General features: G+C 69.4%; 18 protein-coding genes. 12 read left to right on the top strand and 6 right to left on the bottom strand.

Annotated features, from left to right (window positions below):
- Positions 1-49 precede the first annotated feature (49 nt).
- From HRC28_RS16925 to HRC28_RS16970, 9 genes are all read left to right on the top strand, one after another.
- Positions 50-1,927 carry a nicotinate phosphoribosyltransferase gene (locus HRC28_RS16925; protein ID WP_346010496.1) on the top strand — a complete coding sequence of 626 codons (1,878 nt, stop codon included), beginning with the start codon at positions 50-52 and terminating at the stop codon, positions 1,925-1,927.
- Complete coding sequence (locus HRC28_RS16935; protein WP_182376623.1) at positions 1,924-2,628, top strand: NUDIX hydrolase; 705 nt, start codon at positions 1,924-1,926, stop codon at positions 2,626-2,628. Before HRC28_RS16925 ends, HRC28_RS16935 begins: the two co-directional genes overlap by 4 nt.
- A 126-nt stretch (positions 2,629-2,754) precedes the next feature.
- The gene (locus HRC28_RS16940) at positions 2,755-3,594 is read left to right on the top strand and encodes a hypothetical protein (protein WP_182376624.1); all 840 of its coding nucleotides are present in this window, start codon (positions 2,755-2,757) and stop codon (positions 3,592-3,594) included.
- Between the two features lie 130 nt (positions 3,595-3,724).
- Positions 3,725-4,102, top strand: coding sequence for a metalloregulator ArsR/SmtB family transcription factor (locus HRC28_RS16945; protein WP_182376625.1), 378 nt, complete (start codon positions 3,725-3,727; stop codon positions 4,100-4,102).
- A complete protein-coding gene (locus tag HRC28_RS16950) occupies positions 4,099-4,602 on the top strand; it encodes an SRPBCC family protein (RefSeq protein ID WP_182376626.1) in 504 nt (167 codons plus the stop codon). Before HRC28_RS16945 ends, HRC28_RS16950 begins: the two co-directional genes overlap by 4 nt.
- Positions 4,599-5,171, top strand: coding sequence for a TIGR03086 family metal-binding protein (locus HRC28_RS16955; protein ID WP_182376627.1), 573 nt, complete (start codon positions 4,599-4,601; stop codon positions 5,169-5,171). Before HRC28_RS16950 ends, HRC28_RS16955 begins: the two co-directional genes overlap by 4 nt.
- Positions 5,172-5,212: 41 nt before the next feature.
- Complete coding sequence (locus HRC28_RS16960; RefSeq protein ID WP_182376628.1) at positions 5,213-5,974, top strand: alpha/beta fold hydrolase; 762 nt, start codon at positions 5,213-5,215, stop codon at positions 5,972-5,974.
- A gap of 61 nt (positions 5,975-6,035) precedes the next feature.
- Positions 6,036-6,383 (top strand): TfoX/Sxy family protein, encoded by a 348-nt coding sequence (locus HRC28_RS16965; protein ID WP_182376629.1) that lies wholly within the window; start codon positions 6,036-6,038, stop codon positions 6,381-6,383.
- Complete coding sequence (locus HRC28_RS16970; protein ID WP_237111540.1) at positions 6,380-7,648, top strand: MFS transporter; 1,269 nt, start codon at positions 6,380-6,382, stop codon at positions 7,646-7,648. Before HRC28_RS16965 ends, HRC28_RS16970 begins: the two co-directional genes overlap by 4 nt.
- Here the strand turns inward: HRC28_RS16970 and HRC28_RS16975 are convergent.
- Genes HRC28_RS16975 through HRC28_RS16985 form a run of 3 tightly spaced genes read right to left on the bottom strand, consistent with a single transcriptional unit; the run spans position 7,645 to position 9,959 of the window.
- Positions 7,645-8,748 (bottom strand): hypothetical protein, encoded by a 1,104-nt coding sequence (locus tag HRC28_RS16975; RefSeq protein WP_182376630.1) that lies wholly within the window; start codon positions 8,746-8,748, stop codon positions 7,645-7,647. The genes HRC28_RS16970 and HRC28_RS16975 overlap by 4 nt on opposite strands.
- Complete coding sequence (locus HRC28_RS16980) at positions 8,748-9,266, bottom strand: SigE family RNA polymerase sigma factor (RefSeq protein WP_182376631.1); 519 nt, start codon at positions 9,264-9,266, stop codon at positions 8,748-8,750. The genes HRC28_RS16975 and HRC28_RS16980 overlap by 1 nt, the downstream gene beginning before the upstream one ends.
- Before the next feature lie 27 nt (positions 9,267-9,293).
- Positions 9,294-9,959 carry a class F sortase gene (locus HRC28_RS16985; protein ID WP_182376632.1) on the bottom strand — a complete coding sequence of 222 codons (666 nt, stop codon included), beginning with the start codon at positions 9,957-9,959 and terminating at the stop codon, positions 9,294-9,296.
- A 47-nt stretch (positions 9,960-10,006) separates the two neighbouring features.
- On the opposite strand from HRC28_RS16985, the gene HRC28_RS16990 reads away from it, so the two are divergent.
- From HRC28_RS16990 to htpX, 3 genes are all read left to right on the top strand, one after another.
- Complete coding sequence (locus tag HRC28_RS16990; RefSeq protein WP_182376633.1) at positions 10,007-14,614, top strand: ATP-dependent helicase; 4,608 nt, start codon at positions 10,007-10,009, stop codon at positions 14,612-14,614.
- Between the two features lie 32 nt (positions 14,615-14,646).
- A complete protein-coding gene (locus tag HRC28_RS16995) occupies positions 14,647-15,453 on the top strand; it encodes an Fpg/Nei family DNA glycosylase (RefSeq protein WP_182376634.1) in 807 nt (268 codons plus the stop codon).
- 63 nt (positions 15,454-15,516) lie between these two features.
- Entirely contained in the window at positions 15,517-16,389 is an 873-nt protein-coding gene (htpX, locus tag HRC28_RS17000) for a zinc metalloprotease HtpX (protein ID WP_182376635.1), read from the top strand.
- Between the two features lie 53 nt (positions 16,390-16,442).
- On the opposite strand, the gene HRC28_RS17005 is transcribed toward htpX, so the two are convergent.
- The 3 genes from HRC28_RS17005 to HRC28_RS17015 all read right to left on the bottom strand — a co-directional run bounded on the left by HRC28_RS17005 (position 16,443) and on the right by HRC28_RS17015 (position 24,776).
- Entirely contained in the window at positions 16,443-16,751 is a 309-nt protein-coding gene (locus tag HRC28_RS17005; RefSeq protein WP_056711537.1) for a helix-turn-helix transcriptional regulator, read from the bottom strand.
- A gap of 46 nt (positions 16,752-16,797) precedes the next feature.
- Positions 16,798-17,301, bottom strand: coding sequence for a CinA family protein (locus tag HRC28_RS17010; protein ID WP_182376636.1), 504 nt, complete (start codon positions 17,299-17,301; stop codon positions 16,798-16,800).
- A gap of 62 nt (positions 17,302-17,363) precedes the next feature.
- Positions 17,364-24,776, bottom strand: coding sequence for an ExeM/NucH family extracellular endonuclease (locus HRC28_RS17015; protein WP_182376637.1), 7,413 nt, complete (start codon positions 24,774-24,776; stop codon positions 17,364-17,366).
- Positions 24,777-24,969 lie beyond the last annotated feature (193 nt).

Here is a 24,969-nt window from a genome sequence, read left to right on the forward strand (position 1 = left end):
GTAGATCAACCTGTTATAGTCATTCTGACTACAACATCGAGGAGTCGAGATGGACCGCACCGGACTGCTGACCGATCGCTACGAACTCACCATGCTCGACTCCTTCGTGCGCGACGGGATGGTCGGACGCCCGGCTGTGTTCGAAGCGTTCTCGCGTCGCCTGCCCGAGGGCCGTCGCTACGGGATGCTCGCCGGCCTCGGCCGGCTCCTCACCCTGATCGAGAACTTCGGCTACGACGCCGACGACCTCGCCTGGTTGCAGGAGCAGGGCGTGATCGGCGACGCGACGGTCGCGTACCTGCGCGACTTCCGGTTCGCCGGCGACATCGACGGCTACCGCGAGGGCGACCTCTACTTCCCCGGTAGCCCGATCTTCACCGCCACCGGCACCCTCGGCGAGTGCCTCGTACTGGAAACACTGGTGCTCAGCGTCCTCAACCACGACACCGCCATCGCCAGCGCGGCCGCACGGATGGTCGACGCCGCGCAGGGCAGGCCGATCATCGAGATGGGCGGACGTCGTACCCACGAGGAAGCGGCGATCGCGACCGCGCGGGCTGCCTACGTCGCCGGATTCGGCTCGACGAGCAACCTCGCCGCAGGACGGCATTTCGGCGTACCGACCGCCGGCACCGCCGCGCACGCCTTCACCCTCGCGCACGACACCGAGGCAGACGCGTTCCGCAGCCAGGTGGAAGCGCTCGGCGTCGGGACGACACTCCTGGTCGACACCTACGACATCGCCGAAGGCATCCGGACCGCGGTCGAGGTCGCCGGGACGTCGCTCGGCGCCGTGCGGCTCGACTCGGGCGACCTCAGTGAGGAGGCGCACAAGGCACGTGCCCTCCTCGACTCGCTCGGCGCCAGCAAGACGCGGATCGTCGTGACCAGCGACCTCGACGAATTCGTGATCGCCGCGCTCGCCGACGCACCCATCGACGGGTACGGCGTCGGCACCCGCGTCGCGACCGGCTCGGGCCACCCGACCGCGAGCATGGTCTACAAGCTCGTCGCCATCGCCGACGCACCCGGCGAACAGATGCGCCCGGTCGCGAAGAAGTCGCAGGACAAGGCGTCGGTCGGCGGGCACAAGACCGCCTTCCGTGAGTACGACGACAACGGACTCCTCGTCGCGGAGTTCATCACCCGCGACGGCGACCCCGCCCCGGACGCCGATGCGCGGCCGGTCCAGGTCCCACTGATCCGTGACGGAGTCGTCGTCCACACGCCGACCCTCGACGAGATCCGGACCTTCGCGGCTGCGGCACTCGCCACGTTGCCGACCGACGCGCGCGGCGTGGCCGCCGGGCCGTCGTACCTGACCACGACCCACCGAGAGGACAGCACCGTGCAGCGAGGCCTGATCGTCGTCGATGTCCAGAACGACTTCGTGGAGGGAGGTTCGCTCGGCGTGACCGGCGGCCGGGAGGTCGCGGGCCGGATCAGCGCGCACCTCGCGGCAACGGCCGGTGACTACGCACTGGTCGCTGCGTCACGGGACTGGCACCACGCGAACGACACCAACGGCGGGCACTTCCATGCGCCCGGCGAGGATCCCGACTTCGTGAACACCTGGCCGGTGCACTGCGTGCAGGGCGACGCCGGGTCGGACTATGCCCCGGAGCTGGTGACCGACGCGGTGACCCACCACGTCGTGAAGGGCATGGGCGAAGCCGCCTACTCGGCCTTCGAGGGCGTGACCGAGGACGGCGCACGACTGGCCGACCTGCTGCGTGCCGCAGGCGTGACCGAGGTCGACGTCACCGGGATCGCGACCGACTACTGCGTACGGGCCACGGCCCTGGACGCCGTGAAGGAAGGGTTCGTGGTGCGCCTGTTGCCGGGACTGCACGCGGGGGTGGCACCGGACAGTTCGGCCGCCGCGCTCGAGGAGATGGCTGCGGCCGGCGTGGAGGTGACCGCATGAGCACCAAGGAATGGCCGCCGTTCGCCGTGGCCGTCGACCTCGCCATCTTCACGATCCGCGACGGGGCCCTCTCGGTCCTGCTGGTCGAACGCGGCGAAGACCCGTTCGCGGGCTCGTGGGCACTGCCCGGCGGATTCGTCGAACCGGACGAGGACGCCGAGCAGGCCGCATGGCGCGAACTGCAGGAGGAGACCGGCGTCGACCGCTTCCCCGGTCACCTCGAGCAACTGCGCACCTATTCCGCGCCCGATCGGGATCCGCGGATGCGCGTCGTGTCGGTCGCGCACGTCGCCCTCGCCCCCGACCTGCCCGAACCGCAGGCCGGCACCGACGCCGCCGACGCCCGCTGGTGGGTGGTCGACGACCTGCTCTCCGGCGAGGACGCCCCCACCCTGGCGTTCGACCACCGCGACATCCTGATCGACGCCCGCGAGCGCGTGCGGGCAAAGCTGGAGTACACGACCCTGGCGACCGAGTTCGTCGCCGAACCGTTCACGCTGCCCGAGTTGCGGCGCGTCTACGCGGCCGTGTGGGGCACTCCCCCGGACCTCGGCAACTTCCGGCGCAAGATCCTCGGCACCGAGGGGTTCGTGGTCGCCACGGACACCACGGGCGGGGGCACCGAGGGTGGCGGCCGCCCGGCCCTGCTCTACCGACGCGGCCCGGCGGTCGTCGTACAACCGCCGATGGTGCGGGGCTGAGGGGCCACCACAAGCACGAGATCACCGCGACTCGCCGGACTCCTCGGCGCGTCGCACCGCAGCCGTGTCCGACATGGCCTGTGGATGGCGGCTGCACGTCCGGGCTGTTCGCGGCAGCCTTGCGGGGTGGATGCAGTCGAGGCGCTGGACAGGCTGGGTGGCGTTGCGCCTGTGTCCGCGCTGCTTGCCCTCACCACACGTCGCCGTATCCGCACCGCGCTCTCCAAAGGACTCATCCGCAAGGCCGCGCGCAACCGGTACGCGCTGCCAGCAGCCGACCAGGCCCGGCGCACAGCAGTGCTCTACCACGGGCACATCACCCATCTCAGCGCAGCCATGCACTGGGGCTGGGAGGTGCGCGTTGCCCCTGCCCGCCCGCAGATCGCCGTACCTCACGGCCGCCCACTCCCCAAGGCGACCGCCGCTGACGTACGTCGACTGCCGCGAAGTGCCGGGACTCGCGGGTGGGCCACCGATCCCCTGACGACCGTGCTTCAGTGCGCACAGGATCTGCCGTTCCCCGACGCGCTGGCCGTGGCCGATTCGGCGCTACGTCATGGCGACCTTGCCTACGACGACCTCCAGTGCGTCAAGGCCACCAGTTCACGCGTGCGGCGGGTGCTGCTGTACGCCGATGGGCGCGCCGCCAATCCGTTCGAATCGGCGCTGAGAGCACTCGCCATCGAGTGCGGCCTGAACGTCGTGCCTCAGTACGAGATCCAGGCCCGCGGCCTGGTGGTCCATCCCGACCTCGTCGACCCCATCGCGGGCGTCGCGATCGAGGCTGAGTCCTGGGAGTGGCACGGCAAGGAGAAACGCGCTTTCGACTCCGACTGCGAGCGCTACACCGCTCTCGTGGTGACGGGTTGGCGGGTGCTCCGCTTCACCTGGGCCGAGGTGATGCTCAACCCGGACTACGTCCGCGCCTGCCTCCGCGAGCTGTACGCCGAACTCGGCGCCGCGTGAGGCCGCCACGGAGACGTCGACCGCCACGACACGCCGTACTCCCGACGTGTCGCCCGCACCGCGTGCCCGCCGTGGCCTTTTATCAACCTGACGGTTGACAACGGGCTCAGCCGGGCGTTTACTCAACCTCATGGTTGAGTACGACGACAGGTTGTCCCGGGTCTTCTCGGCACTCGCCGACCCGACCCGGCGCGACATGGTCGCCCGTCTGGCAGCGGGCGACGCGACGGTGAGCGAGCTGGCGGCGCCGTACGACGTCTCGCTCCAGGCCGTCTCCAAGCACCTCAAGGTGCTCGAGGAGGCCGGGCTGGTGAGTCGCAGTCGCGACGCCCAGCGGCGGCCGGTGCACCTGGACGCGGAGGTCTTCGACCTGATGACGAAATGGATCGAGCGCTACCGGCAGCAGGCCGAGGAGCGCTACCAGCGACTGGACGCGGTGCTGGCCCGCCTGCAGGGCAAGGCCTCCCCCGCTGACGAGCAGGACCGACGAGAAGGAGAAGCAGGATGAACACGCAGACCACGACCCCCGACACGGTCATCGAGGCCGACCCGGACGTCCCCACCGTGAGGCTCGTCCGCGAGTTCGACGCTCCTCGTGAGCTCGTCTGGCGCGCCCACGTCGACCCGGAACTGATCAAGCAGTGGCTCGGACCGCACTCGATCGGCATGAGCATCGACGTCTGGGACATGCGCACGGGCGGGGAGTACCGCTACACCGCGACCCGTGACGGCGAAGAGATCGCGCACTTCTACGGCTCCGTGCACCGGGTCACCGAGAACGAGAAGATCGTGCAGACCTTCGGGTTCGAGGAGATGCCGGAGGCGGTCAGCCTCGACACGCTCACCCTGCACGACCTCCCCGATGGCCGCACCCGGCTGGAGATCCTGTCGGTCGTCTACGACTTCGAGTCCCGCGCCGGCATGCTCGCCAGTGGCATGGAGGTCGGCGTCAACGAAGGCTACGTCGCCCTCGACGCCCTGCTCGCAACACTGCAGGAGAAGGCATGATCCCCGCCGAGCCCGCCGCGGAGCACGCGAGCATCGCTGGCACCTTCGCTGAGAAGGTCCGCGGCGTGGCCTCCGACGGCTGGGACGCGCCGACACCCGTCCCGGAATGGTCGGCGCGCGACGTCGTACGCCATCTGGTGGAGTGGTTCCCCGGCTTCCTCGCTGGCGGTTCCGACATCAACCTCCCGGTCGGCCCGTCGGTCGACGACGACCCGGTCGCCGCCTGGGACCACCACGCAGCCGCAGTGCAGGCCGTGCTCGACGATCCGACGGCAGCAGACACGACCTTCGCGCATCCGCACCTGCCCGAGATGCCACTCCCCCAGGCGGTCGCGCAGTTCTACACGAACGACGTCTTCATGCACACCTGGGACCTCGCCCGTGCGACCGGCCAGGACGACCGGCTCGACGCTGACCGCTGCCAGTCGATGTTCGAGGGCATGGAGCCGATGGACGAGATGCTGCGCCAGAGCGGGCAGTACGGCGCCCGGGTGCCCGTTGCCGATGACGCCGGTGCCCAGGCGCAGCTGATCGGATTCATCGGCCGCGACCCGGAGTGGCGTCCCTGAGCATCGCCCCGCAACCTGCCGCGCGGTGGCACGATGACGCCATGGCCGAGCGCGTGCAGTTCCCGAGTGTCACCGGCGAACTGCTGGCCGGGATCATCGACCCGCCCGCCGGCGAGCTGCGCGGATGGGGCGTCTTCGCCCACGGCTTCACCCTCGGCAAGGATTCGCCGGCCGCGTCACGGATCTGCAAGCAACTGGCCGCCGAAGGTGTCGGCATGCTCCGCTTCGACAACCTGGGCCTCGGTGATTCCGAGGGCGACTGGGGCGACGGCGGGTTCACCCACAAGGTGGCGGACACCGTTCGGGCGGTCGAGTTCATGAACGCCGCCGGGCGCACGGTCGAGATCCTCGTCGGCCATTCCTTCGGCGGCGCCGCAGTGCTCTCCGCAGCCCTGGAGACACCGACCGTCCGTGCGGTCGCCACCATCGGTGCGCCCTTCCAGCCGACCCATGTGGAGCACAACTTCGACGCCATCCTCGACCGGGTCATGGCTGACGGAGAGGCCGAGTGGTTGATCGGCGGCAAGGCGCTCATCCTGCGACGGACCTTCATCGAGGATGTCCGCAAGGCCGACCTCGCAGCCTGCATCCCCGCACTGAAGCGGCCGCTGCTGGTGATGCACTCCCCCACCGACAACACCGTCGGCATCGTCAACGCCAGCGACATCTTCCGTGCGGCCCGGCACCCGCGGAACTTCATCTCCCTCGAGGGAGCCGATCACTTCCTGACGGCACCCGGCCAGGCGAAGCGGGCCGCCCGAATCATCAGCGCCTGGGCCGACCAGTACCTCGCACTGGGCTGACGGCGGCACCTCGACCGAAACCCGGTCGAGAGTTGTCGGTGCTGACGCCTAGCCTCGTTCCATGGCGTACGACGAAGGGCTGGCCGGGCGGCTCCGCGAACTGCTGGACGACGATCCGGCGCTGGCCGGCCATGAGCTGACCGAGAAGAAGATGTTCGGCGGACTGGGCTTCCTCATCGGCGGCAACATGGCCGTCGCGGCGAACAGCAAGGGCGGGCTGATGGTGCGGGTCGATCCTGCGCAGACCGAGCAGCTGATCGCAGACACCGCTGCCACCCGGATGCACATGGGCGAGCGCACGATGAACGGCTGGCTGCACGTCGACCTTGCCGACTGCGCCACCGAGAGCGCGCTGCGCACCTGGGTCGACCTCGGGTCGTCGTACGCCGCGACCCTTCCTCCGAAGTGAGGAGTTTCTGGGCAGCGCTGCCCACCGAGGGACGCTGGCTGCTCTCGACCGTCGCGATCCAGACCCTCGGCCGCGGACTCACGCTGCCGTTCACGCTGATCTATCTCCACGAGGTGCGCGGGTTCGACCTCGGGCTGTCCGGCACCCTGATGGCGTTGATCGCGATCGTCGGCCTGGCAGTCACCGGGCCCGGCGGTGTGCTGACCGACCGCTACGGCGCTCGCGCCGTGTTGTTGGTCGGCATCGTCATGATGATCGCCGGCAACGCGCTGCTGGCTTTCGCCACCACCCCGGCCGCCGCCGCGATCGCACTCGTCCTGATCGGCCTCAACTTCGGCGTCTCCTGGCCGGCGTTCAACGCGCTCATCGCTGTTGTGGTCGAAGGCGAGCTCCGCCAGCAGTACTACGGCATCAACTTCGCCCTGGTGAACCTCGGCATCGGTGTCGGCGGCATCATCGGCGGGCTCTTCGCCAACGTGGACCGGCCCGACACCTTCACCGTGATCTTCCTCGGCGACGCCGCCTCCGGGCTGATCCCGCTGGCCCTGCTGCTCGGTCCGCTCCGCCACGTGCACGGCCGGGCCGCACAACCCGAGGACGGATCGGCGCACGCGACGGTCGGCTATCTCCAGATCCTGCGGGAGCCGGCCGTTCGTTGGCTCACCGCGCTCACCTTCGTGGCGATGTTCATCGGCTACGGCCAACTCGAGGCCGGGTTCCCCGGGTTCTCCCGCCAGATCGCCGAAGTCTCCACCCGGACTGTCGGGCTGGCGTTCGCGGTGAACACCGCCGTGATCGTGCTCCTCCAGTTCACGGTGCTGAAGAAGATCAGCGGTCACCGCCGTACCCGCGTGATGATCGTGATGGCCGTGATCTGGGCCGCGGCGTGGGGTTTGCTGGGCGCATCGGGCATGGCGCCCGGTGGTGCAGGTGCCGTGGTCGGCGTGCTCAGCTTCATGGCAGTGTTCGCGCTCGGCGAGACGCTGTTGCAACCGACCGTCCCCGCCATGAGCAACGACCTCGCGGCCGACCACACGCGTGGTCGCTACAACGCGCTCAGCGCGGGCGCCTTCCAGGGTGGCGCGATCGCCGGCCCGGTCGTGGCCGGGTTCCTGCTCGAGCACGACCTCGGCTCGATCTACGTCGGGCTGATGGTCCTCGGCTGCGCGGCGATCGCCGGGATGGCGCTCGCGCTCGAGCGCCATGTTCCCGACAGCGCGAACGGCCGGAACCCCGCGGTTCCGACCGTCACGCAGACTCCCTAAAGGGCGCCGGTCCCGCCGATCGAGGCAAACGGGTACGGCACGTCGGTACCGAAACTGAACACCCTGCGCTGGTCACCGGTCGCGGGATCCACGGCCACCACGTCCATCGCGGTGCCTTCGCCGTAGGCGGTGACCACCAGTTCGTCACCGCTCCAGCCGACCGGCAGGACGTACGGCCGATCAGGGACCGTGACTTCGGTCTGCTTTCCGGTCGTGGCGTCGAAGACGTAGACGCCTCCGGTGCCGACACCCTGGTAGGCGACGGTCGTGGTGTCCCGCCAGGTCGCGCTCGCGCTCACCGGCACCTGCTCGCCCAAGGACACCGAACCGTCCTCCCGGACTGCACCGATCGTGACCGTGTCGCTGTTGCCGAAGCGGACAAGAATGCCGCCCGGGGCGATGCCAGCGAAGTTGCCTGCCCCGGTGTCGACGGTGACCACGTCGCCGGCGGGGGTGCGCGCTTTCAGCAGGGCGCCGTCGTGCCAGTAGAGGAAGCCGGCGGCGTCGAAGCCCACCATCACGGGATCCTCGAGCGCTGGCGGCGTGGCGAGTTCGAAGGTGTCCACCACGTCACCGGATGCCGTGTCCCAGACCCGCACCGAGTCCGCCTGTCCCCCTGTGGGCGCGGCGACCAGTGCCCCGTCGTACGACTGCTCGATGGAGTTGACCGCGTCGAGGTGGGGCAGGTCCTCCAGCGCCTGGCCGACCAGACGCTGCCACCGGATGTTCGTCCCGTCGGACTCGGACGTCGCCACGAGAACCGAACTGCCCGCGATCTCGAGCCACGAGTTCGGGTCGACCGGCAGGCTCACGTCATCGATGTGCAGCTCCCCCTGACTGATGTAGGGGAGCTCGAGACCGTGAACCGGATCCGGGTCCTTGGTCGGCGGAGCGACATCGTCGTCGTTGCGGGCGTTGAGCCCGAGGGGTACGGCGATCGCGGCCACCGCGGCGGCGGCGACCAGTCCGATGGCGGCCCGTCGCCCCCAGTGCGTGGGGGTCTCGGCGGTGAACAGGTCGAGCGGGACCGGCGGCACGTCGGTCTCGTCGGCCTGTCGGGCGAACATCTGGGCCAGGTCACGTTCGAGCTGATCAGTCATCACGAGACCTCCTTGGTGGAGTGGCGGGCTTGGTGGGAACGAAGGGTCTTCAGCGCGAGAGAGGCCTGGGACTTCACGGTCCCGGTGGAGATGCCCAGGACGTCGGCGATCTCGGCTTCGGAGAGGTCTTCGTAGTAGCGCAGGACGAGGACGGCCCGCTGTCGGGGAGGCAGCACCTGGACCTGGGCCCAGAGGTCGAGCCGCGTCGAGCTGTCTGCAGCCGGGTCGCCTGGCGAGTCCGGCACCGGTACCAGGTGGGCCTTCTCGGCTCGACGACCGCTCTTGCGGCGCTCGCTGAGCATCTCGTTGAGCAGCATCTTTCGCACGTAGGCGTCGGGGGAATCAGCGTTCCGCACCCGGTTCCATTGGGCGAGGACCTTGATCAACGTGGTCTGCAGCAGGTCCTCGGCGGCCGTGGGGTTGCCGGTCAGCAGATGTGCGGTGCGGTAGAGCGCAGCCCAGCGGGCTGTCACGTACTCCTCGAAGGAGCGTCGCGGGTCCGGGTTTCCAGTGGTCATCGTCCCCTCCTTTCACCCTTCCTGATGTCACGACACCGGTGTCGGGTTGGAGTCCTCTCCGATTGCGTCTGCAAACCACAGTGTCCGGTGCGTCCACTGGCCGGGGCCGGTCCGCTCACCGGAGCACACGATGATCACGACCTGCGGAGGTCCGTCCGTCGCCTTGTAGCCCGTGAAGCCCTCCGACTCGCGCACCTCGACCCGCTCCGTCACCCGGTAGCAGGCGTGCTTCCCGTCGGCCCGGAGGACGAGTTGGTCGCCCACGTCGAGGGCCCCCAGCAGCGCATTGCCCATCGCGCTGCCGTCCGGGTAGGTGTGGGTGTTCAGCAACACATGGCCCATGGCCGACCCGGGCTCGACGCCACCGAGATCCCACGCAAAGACGTTCTTCTCGCTGACCGGAGGCACCCCCGGCACCCCCGCCGAGTCCCGGGGTACGCCGATCACCGGCGCGCGTCGTACGACGCCCTCGACGCTGATCTCCGTCGGGACAAACCCCTCCCGGGCGGATCGGTCGCACATCGTCTGCGGCACGGGCACCGGTGTCGTCGGCGTAACGGTGGTGCGTGGCTCGGCGGCGCGCTCAGGAACCGGGTCCTCGCGCAGGAGCCACCAACCGACGAGCGCGGCCAGCAGGACGAGCGCGACGGCCGCCCCCGTCACGAGCGCCGTGCGCTGCCGTTTCCCTGCCACCTGCCCATTGTGGACCCGCTGTCGGCGCGGTGCGGGAGGATGGGCAGATGCCCGAGATCGATCCGCCCCAGGATGCGCTGGCGGGGTTCAGCGAGGCGACCCGGGCCTGGTTCCGGGCGGCCTTCTCCGAACCCACCCCGGCGCAGGCTGGTGCGTGGGCATCGATCAGCAAGGGGCGCCACACGCTCGTCGTGGCGCCGACCGGTTCGGGCAAGACCCTCAGCGCCTTCCTCGCCGGCATCGACCGGTTGCTCACCACGCCGACGCCCGACGACAAGCTCCTCCGCACGCGGGTCCTCTACATCTCCCCGCTGAAGGCGCTGGCCGTCGACGTCGAGCGCAACCTGCGTGCACCGCTGATCGGCATCCGGCAGACCGCCGAGCGGCTCCATCCGGGACGGCCGTTCCCCGAGGTCACCGTGGGACTCCGGTCGGGCGACACCGCGGCGGGTGACCGGCGCAAGCTGGCGACGCGACCACCCGACGTGCTCATCACCACGCCCGAGTCGTTGTTCCTCATCCTGACCAGTCAGGCGCGGGAGACCCTGCGCGGCATCGAGACGGTCATCATCGACGAGGTCCATGCCGTTGCCGGGACCAAGCGCGGCGCGCACCTCGCGGTCAGCCTCGAGCGCCTCGACGCCCTCCTCCCGTCACCCGCCCAGCGCATCGGCCTGTCCGCCACGGTGCGTCCGACGGAAGAAGTCGCACGCTTCCTCGGCGGTGCCGCACCGGTGGAGATCGTCGCGCCGCCGGCCAACAAGCTGTGGGACCTGCGGGTCGAGGTGCCCGTCGAGGACATGACCGAACTGGGGTCTCGACAGGGAGCCAACGACGAGTTCGAGGACCCCACCGCTCCCCCGGCCCGCGCCAGCATCTGGCCCCACGTCGAGCAGCGGGTGGCCGAGCTGATCGGCGAGCACCGTTCGACCATCGTGTTCACGAACGGACGCCGTACGGCGGAGCGGCTGACGGCCCGGCTCAACGAGATCGCCGCGGGCGTCTCCGCCGACGGGATCGAGCCGCCCGCGCAGATCATGGCCCAGTCCGGCGCGGCCGCGGGCGCTCCGTCCCTGCTCGCGCGCACCCACCACGGTTCGGTCTCCAAGGAGCAACGGGCGATGGTCGAGGACGACCTGAAGGCCGGTCGGCTCCCCGCTGTCGTCGCGACCAGCAGCCTCGAGCTCGGCATCGACATGGGCGCCGTCGACCTCGTCCTCCAGATCGCTTCGCCGCCCAGCGTCGCCAGCGCCCTGCAACGCGTGGGCCGGGCCGGCCACCAGGTCGGCGAGACGTCGCACGGCGTCTTCTTTCCGCAGCACCGCGGTGACCTCGCCCCGGCGGCCGTCGCGGTCGACCGGATGCGCAGCGGCAGCATCGAAGCTCTGCGGGTCCCCGCCAACCCGCTCGACGTCCTCGCCCAGCATGTCGTGGCGGCCACCGCGATCGACGAGTGGGACGTCGATGAACTCTTCGACACCGTCCGTCGCAGTGCTCCCTACGCCCACCTCCCCCGGTCGGCGTACGACGCCGTGCTGGACCTGCTGGCGGGGCGGTACCCCAGCGACGAGTTCGCCGAATTGCGCCCCCGGATCACCTGGGACCGCGTCACCGGGCGGATCTCCGGCCGGCCCGGCGCCCAGCGACTGGCGGTCACCAGTGGAGGCACCATTCCCGATCGCGGCCTGTACGGCGTCTTCCTCGCCGGGGTCTCGACAGGCTCGACCACCGGAAAGTCCCGCGTGGGCGAGCTCGACGAGGAGATGGTCTACGAAAGCCGCGTCGGCGACGTGTTCGCGCTCGGCGCGACCAGCTGGCGGATCGAGGACATCACCCACGACCAGGTGATCGTCACCCCGGCGCCGGGTGTCCCGGGGCGCCTGCCGTTCTGGAAGGGCGACACCGCGGGGCGGCCGACCGAGCTGGGTGAGGCGATCGGTGCGTTCACCCGCGAGCTCACTGCGATGACGGACAAGGCGGCCCTGGCCCGCGCCCGGGCGGTCGGCCTCGACGAGAACGCCGCGGCCAATCTGATGACCTACCTGCGGGAGCAGGTCGAGGCCACCCGGGTGCTCCCGAGCGACGCGACGATCCTGGTCGAACGGTTCCGCGACGAGCTGGGCGACTGGCGACTGGCCGTCCACTCCCCCTACGGCACAGCCGTCCACGCGCCGTGGGCGCTGGCCATCAATGCCCGCCTGCGCGAGCGGTTCGGCGTCGATGGCCAGGCGATGGCGTCCGACGACGGCATCGTGATCCGGATCCCCGACACCGATGCGGAGGCACCGGGCGCGGACCTGATCGCGTTCGAACCCGACGAGATCGCCGAGATCGTCACCCGCGAGGTCGGCGGATCAGCGCTGTTCGCCGCCCGCTTCCGCGAGTGTGCAGCCCGGGCCCTGCTCCTGCCGCGGCGCGATCCGGGGCGCCGTTCCCCGCTGTGGCAGCAGCGCCAGCGCGCGGCCGCGCTCCTCGAGGTCGCCTCGCGCTATCCGTCGTTCCCGATCGTGCTCGAGACGGTCCGTGAAGTGCTCAACGACGTCTATGACCTGCCCGGTCTGACCACCCTGCTGCGCCGCGTCGACCAGCGCGACATCACGGTGGCCGAGGTCGAGACGACCCAACCGTCGCCGTACGCCCGGACCCTGATGTTCGGGTATGTCGCCCAGTTCGTCTACGAAGGCGACTCCCCGCTGGCCGAACGACGCGCCGCCGCACTGACGCTCGACCAGGGACTGCTCGCCGAACTGCTCGGCCGCGCCGAACTGAGGGAACTCCTCGACCCCGACGTGCTGGCCGAGGTCGAGTCCGAGTTGCAGCGCACGGTGCCGGACCGCCGGGCCCGCGACGCCGAAGGCGTGGCCGACCTGCTCCGACTCCTCGGGCCCCTCACCCTCGACGAAGTCACGGCGCGCTCCCGCGACGACGCTCCCGTCGGCGAGTGGCTGGCCGATCTCACCACCGCCCGCCGGGTCGTCCCCGTCCGCATGCCGTACGGCGACGCGTGGGCCGCCGTCGAGGACATCGCTCGCCTCCGCGACGGGCTGGGCATCCCCGCACCGCCCGGCACCCCGGCCGCCTTCACCGAACCCGTCGACGACCCGCTCGCCGACCTCGTGGGCCGTTTCGCGCGGACCCATGGACCGTTCACCCCTGACCAGGTCGCCCTGCGACTCGGACTCGGCGTCGCCGTGGTCCGGCACACCCTGCAGCGACTCGAGGCACAGGGGCGGATCCTCAGCGGCGAGTTCCGTCCGGTGGGGGCGGGCGAAGAGTGGTGCGACCTCGAGGTCCTTCGCCGCCTGCGCCGACGGTCCCTGGCCAAACTGCGCCACGAGATCGAGCCGGTCGAACCCTCCACGCTCGCCCGCTTCTCCCTGGCGTGGCACGGGGTCTCGGTCTCGACAGGCTCGACCAGCGGTGGAAGCACCGGCAAGGGCCTGCGCGGCACCGACGGGGTCCTGCGTGCGGTCGAACAACTGGCCGGAGCAGCGGTGCCGGCCAGCGCCGTCGAACCCCTGATCCTGGCTTCACGGGTCCGTGACTTCGAGCCGGCCCTGCTCGACGAACTGACCGCTGCCGGCGAGGTGCTCTGGGCAGGACACAACGCGCTGCCGGGCAGTGACGGCTGGGTGTCGCTGCACCTCGCCGACCAGGCCCACCTGACCTTGCCGACACCGGGCCCGGTGGAGGATCCGCTGCAACAGCGAGTGCTCGACGTCCTGGCACCGGGCGGCGCGTGGTTCTTCCGGCAGGTCGCCGACCAGGTCGTCCGCGCCTGCCTCGCCGACGACGACGTGGCGCCCCTCGACGATGCCGTGAGCGCTGCACTGTGGGCACTGGTCTGGTCCGGTCACCTCACCAACGACACCCTCGCGCCCCTGCGGGCACTGACCCGTTCGGGCAAGGCGGCTCACCGCACCCGTCGGGCGCCGGCCCGCCCCGGCCGGGTCGCCCGCTCCGGCCCTCCGGAGACCGCGGGCCGCTGGTCGGTGCTCCCCACCATCGATGCCGACCCGACCCGGCGCGCCCATGCCCAGGCCGAGCAACTCCTCGATCGCCATGGCGTCGTGACCCGCGGCGCGGCGGTCAACGAACGGGTGGTCGGCGGGTTTGCCGCCGTCTACAAGGTGCTCAGCGCTTTCGAGGAGGCCGGCCGTTGCCGCCGGGGGTACTTCGTCGAGGGCCTCGGCGCCGCGCAGTTCGGCACAGCCGGCGCCATCGACCGCCTGCGCACCTTCATGCCCGACGGGCAGGGTTCCGACAAGCCGTCCGCCGTCATGGTCGCTGCCACGGATCCGGCCAATCCCTACGGCGCCGCGCTGCCGTGGCCGGCAGCAGGCACCGACGAGTCCGGACACCGGCCGGGCCGCAAGGCCGGTGCGATCGTCGTCCTCGTGGACGGCGCGCTCGTGCTCTACGTCGAGCGGGGTGGCCGCACGCTCCTCACCTGGACCGACGACCCCGACCTGCTCGCGCCGGCCGCCGAGGCACTCTCCACCACCGTGCGGCGCGGTAGCCTCGGGCAGTTGACGGTCGAGAAGGCCGACGGCACTGCCCTGCTCGGCAGTGGCAGTCCACTTCGCGACGCGCTCGCAGCCGCGGGCTTCATCGCAACGCCGAGGGGGCTCCGCATCCGTGCTGTGGTTGTGTAACTGGCCGAGCCTCGCTGCCGACAGGGCCGGCAATGCCTGAAGGCGACGCAGTCCGCCGTACCGCCGACCGGTTGGACCGGGCGCTCGCCGGACAGACCCTCCAGAGTTCCGATTTCCGCGTGCCCCAACTCGCCACCACGGACCTGGCGGGCGCCAGGATCGGGCGCACCGCCACCCACGGCAAGCACCTGCTCACCCGACTCGCCACCGCTGGAGGCACCAGGCTGACCCTGCACACCCACCTCAAGATGGAGGGCAGTTGGCAGGTCGCCCGCACGGGGAGCCGATGGCCCAAGCCGGCCAGCGATGCGCGCGTGGTGCTCCGTACGGCGCACGAGGTCGAGGCCGTCGGCTTCCTGCTCGGCATCGTCGAACTGGTCGCGACCGCCGAGGAGGCGCACATCATCGGCCACCTCGGCCCCGACCTGCTCGGGGCCTGGACGCCGGAGCACCAGGCAACGGCCATCCGTCGCCTGACCGCCGTCCCTGAGCGCGCGCTGGGCGAGACCCTGCTCGACCAGACCGTGGTCGCCGGCCTCGGCACGATCTGGGTGTCCGAGTCCTGCTTCCTGCACGGCATCAGCCCCGTTGCCCCGACCGGCGAGCTCGACGACCCCGCGCGCTTCCTGGCCCGCGCCCGCCAGATGCTGCAGGCCAGCCTGCAGCACGGCAAGCCGATCACCACCGGCGATCGACGCGAGCCGATGTGGGTCTACGGGCGCACCCGCCAGCCGTGTCGGCGCTGCGGCACACCCCTGGTCGCCGGCGCCCTCGGCGCGCCCTCACGGCAGCGGACGACGTACTGGTGTCCGACCTGCCAACCCTCCGACCAGGTGTAACCGGCGTGACCATGGTCTCCGTGGCTTCGGGAACGCCCGCGCAAGCCATTCGTTGAACATGACATGCACAGCCACTTCAACGGGCTCAAGACCGCCGGACTGTTCGCAGGCATCTTCGCCCTGCTCCTCGTCATCGGTGGACTGGTCGCCTCGGCCACCGGCAGTTCCGTCTTCATCTGGATCTTCGCGGCGATCGGTCTGGCCACGACGGCCTACGGCTACTGGAACTCCGACAAGCTCGCGATCAAGGCGATGCACGCCTACCCGGTCACCGAGCAGCAGGCACCTGAGATGTACCGGATCGTGCGCGAGCTCTCCACGGCAGCGAACCAGCCGATGCCGGCCCTGTACATCTCCCCCACCCAGGCACCGAACGCGTTCGCCACCGGCCGCAACCCGCAGCACGCCGCCGTGTGCTGCACCGACGGCATCCTCAGCCTGCTCGACGAGCGCGAACTGCGCGGCGTGCTGGGCCACGAACTGATGCACGTCTACAACCGCGACATCCTCACCGGCTCGGTCGCTGCGGCGCTGGCCGGTGTGATCAGCTCGATCGGCCAGTTCCTGGCGTTCTCGTCGATCTTCGGCGGTGGCGGCAACGGCGAGAACCGACCCAACCCTCTCGTCATGATCGGCACCGCCCTGCTCGCGCCGTTCGCGGCCGGCATCATCCAGATGGCGATCAGCCGAACCCGGGAGTACGACGCCGACGAAGACGGCGCGCGCCTCACCGGCGACCCGCTCGCCCTGGCGTCAGCACTGCGCAAGCTCGAGCACGGCACCGCCCGGGCACCGCTCGCGCCGACGCCGCAGTTGCAGAACGCCAGCCACATGATGATCGCGAACCCGTTCCGCGCCGCGGACCTGTCGCGGATGTTCGCCACCCACCCGCCGATGGCGGAGCGGATCGCGCGCCTCGAAGCGATGGCGCGCTGACGTCTCGTTGGTCGAGCCTGCGCCGTCCTGAGCCTGTCGAAGGGTCGAGACCCTTAAGCGGCGGAAGCCACGACCTCGCCCGCACGACGCGGAGCGATCGGCGTCGGGGCCATCGCCATCAGGGCGGCTTCCTCGACAGCGACGTGGTGAGCAACCTCGCGGAGCACGTCGGACAGCGGCATTTCGAGCGCGTCGCACAGCGACGAGAGCAACTCGGAGGACGCTTCCTTCTGGCCGCGCTCGATCTCGGAGATGTAGCCGAGGCTGACGCGGGCGGACCCGGAGACCTCCCGGAGGGTCAGACCGAGCTCGGTGCGACGACTGCGCAGGATGTCACCGAGTGAGCGGCGGAAGAGCACCATCTCGATCTCCTCTCATGGGTGATTGTGCGGGGACCTTGGCTCAACGCTACCCGAGCCGCGAATCTTCCGGTGCCGGACCGGTCGTTGAGATGGTCGCAGCCAGCGCCGACAGTGCGGCCTCGACGCTCTCCTCCTGAATCGTGGCCCGATCCCCCGTGAACGACAACGCCTCGGCGTGCACTCCGTCCGGACCGGCGATGCCGACGAAGACCGTGCCAACGGGCTGGTCCTCCTGGCGGTCGGGACCGGCCACACCCGTGGTGCTGATGCCGTACGTCGTCCCGAGGAGCCGCCGCACTCCCTCGGCCATCGCCCGGGCACATTCGGCGGAGATGACCCCGTGGTCGACGACCGTCTGCTCGGGCACGCCGAGCACCACGACCTTGACCTCGGTCTGGTAGCTGACCACGCCGCCGACGTACACCTGCGACGCCCCGGGCACCCCGGTGATCCGTGCCGCGACCCGACCGCCCGTCAGCGACTCGGCGGTCCCCACCGTGGCCTGCGCATCACGAAGGGCGGCAACGAGCGACTCGGCAGCAGATCCCATGCCGAGATCGTGGCACGGCCCACTGACGTCCCGGCGTGAGCACGCCGGGACGTCAGAAGTTGTCAGTTGCCCTTGCCCTTGACGACCGGCGCCGTGGCGGCCGACACAGCGAGTGCATCGGTGTAGCCCGTGGCCCTGGCCGTCATGCGCACCGAGATCCGTTTGCCGGCGAGCGGCCCCTTCAACTGCAGAATCGAGCCGGTCGCACCGGAGATCGGGACCCCATCGGCAAGCCACTGATAGGAGACCGAAGCAGGCGTCGGCGTCCAGGTGCCCGCCGTTGCGATCAACTTGTTGCCCACCTTGGCCGTCCCCGACACCGTCGGCAGGGAGGTGTTGACGATCGTGCCCTGAGCCACCGCCGCCGTCGGCGCGGATGTCGCCACGCCATCGAGCAAGCCCTCGGCGGACGCGGTCACCCGCAGGGTGATCACCTTGCCGAGATCAGCGACCACCGGCGTGTACGTCGACGTCGTGGCACCGTTGATCTCGACTCCGCCGGCGAGCCACTGGTAGGCGACCTCGACATCAGCCGGCGTCCAGGTGCCCGCCGTACCCGTGAGCTGGGCACCGACCTTCGCCGTACCCGTGATGACAGGAACGGTGTTGTTGACGACCTCGGTCGGCTCCGGTTCGACGACCGTGATCGGCACGATGATCGAGGTGCCGGTCTGGGCCCCGACGAGCGTGAGGTCCACGTTGCCGGCTGCCAGGTCGCCCGGAAGCGTCGCAGCGATCGCTGCCGTGCCGTACGGGTCGTACCGCTCGGTCCCGATGGTGTTGTCGAGCGGGAAGGTCCCGAGGGTGTCCTCGCCCAACTTGACCGTGACGGCGGTGTCCTTGACGTCGTCGGGGTTGGACATGGTCCAGGACCCGACGGCGAAGTTCACCGTCGCCCCCGGCTCGTAGCCGGACGGAGCGTCGACCGGGAACTCGACCTCGACCGCGCGCTGGCGGTAGTCGACGGCGAGCGGCTCCGTAGCAGCGAACGCTGCCATGTAGTCGACCATCGCTGCGAGGTCGACCTTGCCCGTGTCGGCCCTGCCCGTGCCGTTCGCGAACTCCCGGAAGTTGTCACCGCCAGAACCCAGGAACGAGTTGACCGTCACGGAGTAGCTGGTGGCGGGATCGAGGGGCTCGCCGTTGAGCCACATCCCGGTCACCTCACCCTGGAAGGTCGCCACACCGCTGACGGTGACCGGCGTCTCCACGTAGGTGTACGTGAAGCCGTCCGATGCACCGAGACGGAGGAACGGGCGCGTGGGCACCGTTCCGCCGGTCGTCCGCTGCCACTGCTGCTCGAGGACGGTCTCGATCTGGGCACCGGTCAGGTTCATGTTGACCAGCGTGTTCGCGAACGGCTGGACCACGGCGGCAGCCTTGTAGGTGAGCTCCCGGACATCTCCGTTGAGCTGGCCGGCCATGTCCGATCGCAGTCCGCCCGGATTCATGAAGGCGATCTGCGCGTCGCCGGACTCGGGCTTCTCCGTCGCCCAGCGCTGCACCTCGGCCACGAGGTTGCTGAGCGTGGACTCACCGCCGCGGTTGGGATCGGTGCTACCGGTGATGCGGGCCCGGTTGAACGGTGCCTCGAGTTCGCCGATCTTGACCCCGCCCTGGACCTCGGCGACAGCCTTGGCCTCGTTGACGATCGCCTCGACCGCCGGGTCCTTCGGCGAGCTGGCAGTCAGCGCCATGATCGACTGGGTCTTCGCCACGACGTCGCCCGTGCTGCCGTCGACGGAGAACACCAGCTTGTTGATGTTCTGGCCGTACTGGCCGGCCGAGACCACCGGGCGCTCCGTGACCGCCCGGCCCTCGGACTGCCACTCGCTCACGGGGAACGAGCAGTTGTAGGCGAGGTGGGTGTGACCGGACACGATGGCATCCACGTCGGCCGACACGTTCTGGGTGATGTTTCCCCAGACCGTGTTCTCGTCAGTGAACTGCGGCGAGGTGCAGGTCGTCGATGCCGATCCCTCATGCACCAGCAGGACCACGAGGTCCGCACCGTCGGCCTTGAGCGCCTCGGCCGCCGCATTGGTGGCGTCGACGATGTCAGAGACGGTGACGCCCAGGATGCCGTCGGGGCTCACCAGGGACGGCAGCTCCTCGGTGACGGCACCGACGAAGCCGACCTTGACGTCGCCGAACTCCTTGGTCCACGTCTCCGCGAGGTCGTCGCGGCCCTCCGGCTCGTCGACGTTCGCGGCGATGTACTCCCAGTCGGCCCTGCTCTGGACTCGTCCCACGAGGTCTTCGTAGCCCTGGTCGAACTCATGGTTGCCCGCGGCCGAGACATCGAGGCCGGCCTCGTTCAACACGTCAATCGTGGGCTCGTCGTTCTGGATGAAGGACTCGAACGTCGAGGCGCCGATCAGGTCGCCCGCGGCCACGAAGACCGTGTTCGGGTTCTCGCTGCGCAACTGCTTGACGGTGCCCGAGAGCACCGACGCCGGGCAGAGCACGGTGGCACAGGTGGCATCCGCCGGAGACTCGTCGACCAGCAGGCGACCGTGGAAGTCGTTGGTCCCGAGGATCTGGATGTCCTCCACGTCGTCGACCTCGATGAACACGGGGACGGACGTCTGGGTGGTGGGACCGTAGACGGTCAGCTCCTGGACGCCGTTACCGATGCTCTCGGGCAGGACGAACGACACCGATGCGGTGCCGTAGCTGTCGTACGGCGTGCTTCCCACGGTGTTGTTGACCGCAAAGCTGCCGAGCACCTCGTCACCGAGCTTGACCTGCAGGTTCGCGTCCTGCGCGTCGCCGGAGGCGGACATGGCCCACGACCCGACGTCGAAGGTGACCGTGTCGCCCGGCACGTAGACGGCCGCGGCCTGGTCACCGCGGTCGATCTCGACGGCGCGCTGGCTGTGGTCGACCGGCAGCGGGTTCGCGGCGTCGTACTGGTCCATGTACTCGACCATGGCCTCGAGGTCGACCTTGCCCGTGTCCACCTTGTTGGTGCCGTTGGCGAGCTCCCAGAAGTTGTCGCCACCGCCTCCGAGGAAGGAGTTCACGGTGATCGAGTAGACCTGCGCAGCGTCGATCGGCTCACCGTTGAGCCACATTCCGGTGACCTCGCCACGGAACGTCTGGACCGGGGCGGAGTTCGGGACGCTCACCGTCTCGGGGCTCTCCACGTAGGTGTAGGTGAAGCCTTCCGAGACGCCGAGACGCAGGAACGGTCGCGACGGCACGCCACCCAGAGCGGTGCGCTGCCACTGCTGTTCCAGCACCGTCTCGAGCTGGGCGCCGGTGAGCTTCAGGTTCACCAGCGTGTTGGCGAACGGCTGGACGTCGGCGGCCTGGCGGAACGTCAGGTCGCGCAGGTCGCCGTTGATCGTGCCGGCCATGTCCGCGCGGAGGCCGCCCGGGTTCATGAAGGCAATGTCGGTCTCGATGCCGGCTGCATCGGTGGCCCAGCGCTGGACCTCGGCGACCTGGTTGCTCAGCGTCGACTCACCGCCACGGTTCTCGGTGGGGTTGCCCGACGGGTTGTACGACGCCCGCTTGAACGGGCCGTTCATCTGGCCCAGGACTTCGCTGCCGGCCTCGTCGGCGAAGTCGACAGCGGCGTCGACGATCGCCTGCACGTCCGGGTCGGCCGCGTAGCCGACACCGGCGGTCGGCAGGACCTCCTGCGTGACGACCGCGAGGTCGTCGCCCTCGAACTTGAAGACCAGCTTGTTCAGGTTCGTGCCGTACTGGCCGGCCGAGACGACCGGGCGCATCGTGACGTCGCGCCCGTCGGTCACCCACTCGTCGACGGTGTACTTGCAGTTGTAGGCGAGGTGGGTGTGACCCGAGATGATCGCGTCGACGTCAGCCGACGTGTTCTGGGTGATGTTGCCCCAGACGGTCGCGGGGTCGGTGAAGGTCGGCGAGTTGCACTCGGTCGTGGCCGAGCCCTCGTGGACCAGCAGGACGACCAGGTCGACTCCCTCGGCCTTCAGCGTGGCCGCGGCAGCGTTGGTCGCGTCGACCACGTCCGTCACGGTGACGCCCTGGATGCCGGCCGGGTTGACCAGCGCGGGGAGGTCCTCGGTGACGGCACCGACGAAGCCGATCTCGACACCGTCGATGGTCTTCTTCCAGGTCTCCGCGAGCTGGTCCGGCTCGGCGATCGAGTCGGCGTAGTCCAGGTTGGCGGCGATGTACTCCCAGTCCGCACGGTCCCGGATCCGGCCTTCGAAGTCCGCGTAACCACGGTCGAACTCGTGGTTACCGGCGGCCGAGACCTCCAGACCCATGGCGTTCAGTGCGTCGATCGTGGGCTCGTCGTCCTGGATGAAGGACTCGAACGTCGAGGCGCCGACCAGGTCACCGGCGGCCACGAAGATCGTGTTCGGGTTCTCGGTGCGCAGTTCCTCGATCGCGGTGGCGTACGGCGCCGCACCGGCCGCGTTGCCGCCGTCGGGCAGCAGGCGCCCGTGGAAGTCGTTGGTCCCGAGGACCTGGATCTCCTTGTAGTCCGGCTCCGTACCGTCCGGCAGGTCGAGCCCGACGACCTCCGGGTTGTGGTCCGAGGTCGCGAACGGCAGGTTCGGCTGCCAGAAGTCGGTGACGTTGTAGTTGTAGCGGCTGTACTGGAAGGAAATCGCCTCGTTGGCGTTGATCTCCCAGATGTCCGCACCGGTCACCAAGGCCTCGGCTGCCTCGTTGGCGAGCACGTGGTCGAGCGAGCCGGAGAAGCCGGAGAACGAGTAGCTCTCGTCCGATGCGTCGTCAGACTCGACCGGGGTGAAGCCGCCGGTCTCGAGGACGTGGATCGGGTCTTCCATCGTGTACGAGTTGAAGTCACCCGCGAGGAAGACGGCGTCGATGTCCCGGTCCGCTGCGAAATCATTGGCGAACTGGACCAGGCGAGTCGCCTGACGGGTCCGGTCACCGTTGAACGCGCCGAAGTACGGGCTGTTCGCGTTGTCACCGGTGGCCGGCGGCACGGGGCTGCCGTTGTCACCCTTCGACTTGAAGTGGTTCACGATGACGGCGAAGGCGTCGGAGTCGAGACCGCCGACCTTCTTGAACGCCTGCGCCAGCGGCTCACGGGCATTGGCGAACTCGGTGGTGCCGAAGAGGATGTCGGACTGGCCGACCGTGGCGACCGCGGTGGACTTGTAGATGAAGGCCGGACGGATCACGTCCTGCTCGCCGACGGCCGCGCCAGTGACGGCCTCACCGGGGCTCTTCACGAACTTCCAGCCCGCAGCAGGCTCGAGGGCGCTGATGAGTTCGACGATGCGGGCCAGCGCGTCGTCGCGGTTGGCCTCGCCGGGCAGCTTGATGGAGTTCTCCACCTCCTCGAGGCCGATCACGTCGGCGTCCATGGCCACGATGGCCTTGGCGAGCTTCTCCTCCTGGCGAGCCAAGCTGGCCGCGGTCGCGGCGCCGCGCGGACCGTTGCCGACCTTCACGCCGTCGACGCCGATCGTGCCGCACTCGTTGTTGCCGATGCGGTCGCTGGCGTCGGTGCCGTTGTCACCGCCCGGGCCACGGTCGCTGAAGTACGTGCAGTGCAGGTTCAGCGGCGGGTTCTGCAGCGGACCGGCGGCGACGTACGCCTCACCGGTCGTGTTGAAGTAGTTCAGGACGTTGAACGTCGCGATCTTGATCTCGCCACCCACGGCAGCGGGCGCCAGGTTCTGGGCGCGGGTGTCCTCGAAGGTCGCCACGGCGGCACCGTTGGTGGTCACCTGGCCCTGCGGCTGGAACTTCCACACGCTGTTGCGGAAGTCGAGGACGACCGGTGCGTGGAAGGTGATACCGGCACCGACGCGCGGCGGGGACGGGTTGGCGCCGGCACCCTGGGTGAGCCACGGGACGGGCAGTGCCTTGGTCGCCTGTGTCCCCAGGTAGTTCGTGGTCGAACCGTCATCGAGGGTGACCGCACGGGACGCGTTCTCTGCGTCGATGGCCGTCAGTCCGGCCATGTCGTCGTCGTCGACGAACTCGGTGGGCTGCTTGAGCGGGCCGTCGCCGTACGCGAGGCCGACCTCACCGAAGTTGTTGGTCTGGAAGGCGTTGGTGATCGTGAAGTTCCCGGTCGGAGCGAGCAGCTCGCCCTCGCGAACTTCGCGGTCAGCAACAGCCGTCGGGTACGCAACCGCACGCGGGGTGATCGTGCCGAGCGAGGACTGAAGTTCGGTGACTCCCCCGGCCGCGGGAACAATCTGGGTCAGGCTGAAGAACTCGGCGATCGGGCCGGTGACGCGGACGGAGTCGCCCACCTGGACGCCCGCCGGGATGTTGGCGTTCGTCGAGCCGCCGTAGACGAAGATGCCATCCGAAGCACCCTCGGTGTCGGCACCCGGAGTCTGGATGTAGAGGCCGTTGAATCCACCCACCGGGTAGGCGGCGGTCACGACGCCCTCGGTGGTCTTGATCTCCGTCCCGGAGTTGTTGTCGGAGCCCGCGAACGGCGAACGAGCGCCGGTCCCCTGGAGGGTGGCGATCGGAGTGATCTCGAGGGCCGCGTTGACCGTGATCGTGAAGGTCGCCGTGGCGCTCTCGGCGGGCTCGGCGTCATCGGTCGCCGTCACCGTGATCTCGACCGGCGACTCGGTGATCGCGGTCGGTGTACCGGAGATCTGGTTGCCGGTCAGCGTCAGACCGGCGGGCAGGACACCCGAGGTGACCGCCCACGTGTACGGCGACGTGCCGCCCGTGGCGGCAAGGTTGATCGGAGCAATCGGGGTGTCGAGCGTGAAGGTCTTGTCGCCCGGGTCGGTGGCGACCAGCGGGTCCGGCACGACCACACCGCCCGTCGTGATGCTGATGTTGTCGATTCCGACCAGCTCGTCGTTGCCGACAGCGTTCGTCGTCATGACGCGGACGTAGACCTCGCCCTGCCCATCTGCGGCCGACGGGAGGTCGACATCCACCGGCGTGACCTTCGTGGCCGCAGACCCGTCGGTGGCATCCGCGACATATCCGCTCGGAAGGTTGGTGAACGAGCCGGTCCCACCGATGCGGTACTGCACGGCAATCTGCTGGACCGCGTTGTCCGCGCCCGCATCGAGGTCACGCGCGTCGAACGCGAAGTTCGCGCCGGACTGGCCGGTGAGGTTCAGCCGGAAGGCGACGTAGGGCGCGTCTGCAGAGCCACTGCCCTGGATCGCGATCGAGTCTCCCTGGACCTCCAGGACACCGCCAGCGGTGGCCGTCGCTGTCGCGTTCGCAGTCACGTCCGTGTCGTTGGGGAGAGCGCTCTCGCCCAGCAGCGTCTGTGGGTCGGCAGCTGTCGTGGTCGTGATGTCCTGACCCAGATATCCCTGAACCCCAGCGACGCCCGACCAGTTGTCGTTGACGGTGATCAGACCGCCGTCCGACCAGTTCTGGGTGTACGGGAACGAACCGATCCCGGTCGACACGTCCGCCTGCACGGGAGTGGGCACCAGGGCCGTCAGGCCCGAAATGGCCAGGGCCGTGCCGAGGGATCCGAAAAAGAACTGCTTCGCTGAACGCATCGCGCTACTTCCGAGGGTGGGGTCGTCAAAGCGGCAAGACCGCAACGCGTTGCCCGAGAAAGCTGGCGATACGGGGGGAAGAAGCCCCGACCTTAAACCGGGAACCCCGTCACCTGACAAGCACCTGAGGAAAACTCACGCAACGATTTGGTGAAGAATCGGTGCAAACCCTCAGGTGGAACCGGAGGGATCC

This window comes from Nocardioides sp. WS12 (assembly GCF_014108865.1).
Taxonomy (GTDB): domain Bacteria; phylum Actinomycetota; class Actinomycetes; order Propionibacteriales; family Nocardioidaceae; genus Nocardioides.

Bases quoted from the DNA above. Each gene is read 5' to 3' on its own strand.
- HRC28_RS16945 (WP_182376625.1), top strand. From the start codon at position 3,725: ATGGTTGAGTACGACGACAGGTTGTCCCGGGTCTTCTCGGCACTCGCC.
- HRC28_RS16950 (WP_182376626.1), top strand. From the start codon at position 4,099: ATGAACACGCAGACCACGACCCCCGACACGGTCATCGAGGCCGACCCG.
- HRC28_RS16990 (WP_182376633.1), top strand. From the start codon at position 10,007: ATGCCCGAGATCGATCCGCCCCAGGATGCGCTGGCGGGGTTCAGCGAG.
- HRC28_RS16965 (WP_182376629.1), top strand. From the start codon at position 6,036: ATGGCGTACGACGAAGGGCTGGCCGGGCGGCTCCGCGAACTGCTGGAC.
- HRC28_RS16960 (WP_182376628.1), top strand. From the start codon at position 5,213: ATGGCCGAGCGCGTGCAGTTCCCGAGTGTCACCGGCGAACTGCTGGCC.
- HRC28_RS17015 (WP_182376637.1), bottom strand. From the start codon at position 24,776: ATGCGTTCAGCGAAGCAGTTCTTTTTCGGATCCCTCGGCACGGCCCTG.
- htpX (WP_182376635.1), top strand. From the start codon at position 15,517: ATGCACAGCCACTTCAACGGGCTCAAGACCGCCGGACTGTTCGCAGGC.
- HRC28_RS16980 (WP_182376631.1), bottom strand. From the start codon at position 9,266: ATGACCACTGGAAACCCGGACCCGCGACGCTCCTTCGAGGAGTACGTG.
- HRC28_RS16955 (WP_182376627.1), top strand. From the start codon at position 4,599: ATGATCCCCGCCGAGCCCGCCGCGGAGCACGCGAGCATCGCTGGCACC.
- HRC28_RS16995 (WP_182376634.1), top strand. From the start codon at position 14,647: ATGCCTGAAGGCGACGCAGTCCGCCGTACCGCCGACCGGTTGGACCGG.
- HRC28_RS16975 (WP_182376630.1), bottom strand. From the start codon at position 8,748: ATGACTGATCAGCTCGAACGTGACCTGGCCCAGATGTTCGCCCGACAG.
- HRC28_RS16925 (WP_346010496.1), top strand. From the start codon at position 50: ATGGACCGCACCGGACTGCTGACCGATCGCTACGAACTCACCATGCTC.
- HRC28_RS16935 (WP_182376623.1), top strand. From the start codon at position 1,924: ATGAGCACCAAGGAATGGCCGCCGTTCGCCGTGGCCGTCGACCTCGCC.
- HRC28_RS17005 (WP_056711537.1), bottom strand. From the start codon at position 16,751: ATGGTGCTCTTCCGCCGCTCACTCGGTGACATCCTGCGCAGTCGTCGC.
- HRC28_RS17010 (WP_182376636.1), bottom strand. From the start codon at position 17,301: ATGGGATCTGCTGCCGAGTCGCTCGTTGCCGCCCTTCGTGATGCGCAG.